Origin of the sequence: Nostoc sp. 106C, from assembly GCF_002154725.1 — a bacterium.
Classification (GTDB): domain Bacteria; phylum Cyanobacteriota; class Cyanobacteriia; order Cyanobacteriales; family Nostocaceae; genus Aulosira.
The window spans coordinates 1-1106 of sequence record NZ_MTAW01000136.1 but is presented as its reverse complement, the minus strand read 5'-3'; the positions used below and the strand labels follow the sequence as shown (position 1 = coordinate 1106).

Genomic DNA, 1106 nt, shown 5'->3' with positions numbered 1-1106 from the left:
AACCAAACTATGTGAAGATAAGTAAATACGGAGAATGTATCTACCGAGGTAACAAAAAGATGGGTGCGCGTTTAAGAGTATTTCTAACTCGTGAGCAAGACCGAACCCTGTTAAATTTAAAAACAGCAGACGTGCCGCAGAAAGTAAAAGACCGAGCAGAAGTAATCAGATTAAACGCGCATGGCTGGTACGTAGAAAAAATAGCGGCTCATGTAAGTTGGACTCCACAGACAGTAAGACAAGTGTTGCACTCCTGGGAGAAGGTTGGTCTGGAAGGACTGTGGGAACTACCTGGTCGGGGGGGTAAACCAAAATGGAAACAAGAGGACATAGCATTTTTGGAAGAAAGCCTCAAAAAAGAACCACGCACATATAATAGTGTTCAATTAGCCCAGAAGTTAGAAAGCGAACGCAGTGTTAAATTGAGTCCTGACCGATTAAGACGGGTACTCAAAAAAAGGGGATCATTTGGAAACGAACAAGAAAGAGTCATCAAAATAAGCAAGATAGAAAGCTCAAACAAATCAAGCAAGCAGACTTAGATATGTTGGAACTAGCTGCTGCCGCTGGAGAAATCGATTTGAAATATTTAGATGAATCAGGTTTTTGTGCATGGAGTGAACCAAGTTATACGTATTATTTTAAAGGTGAGCAAAAACGTCTGGAACAAAGCTCACGCCGTGGTCGAAGGTTAAGTATGATTGCTTTTTTCCAACCCCTAATTAGTTTTATTTATGGTTTGGTGATTGGCGGTGTCAATCGCAAATCTTACATCCAAATGATGGAGCAAGAAGCTCTTGATGCTTCAAAAACTGGACGTATTAAAGTAATCGTGCAAGATAACGGCCCCATACATCGATGTCAAGAAGTTCAACAGTTATGGTCGAAGTGGGAAAAACAGGGTTTATACATTTTCTTTTTACCTAAATATTGTTCTCAAATGAACCCAATTGAATTGGAATGGCAACACCTGAAAAAAGACGAATTAGCAGGAAAGATGTTTGACAATGAGCTAGACCTTGCTTATGCCGTAATAGATGGTGTTCAAGCCAGGGGGGAAAGAGGAAACTATAGTACCCAACGTATTAAATTTAACTGCAATTGCT

1 pseudogene is annotated in these 1106 nt (G+C 40.1%); it reads left to right on the top strand.

Features of this window, described 5'->3' with window-relative positions:
* Nucleotides 1–59: 59 nt before the first annotated feature.
* Nucleotides 60–973: pseudogene (locus BV375_RS21005) on the top strand (IS630 family transposase); the annotation flags it as partial.
* Nucleotides 974–1106: the final 133 nt, after the last annotated feature.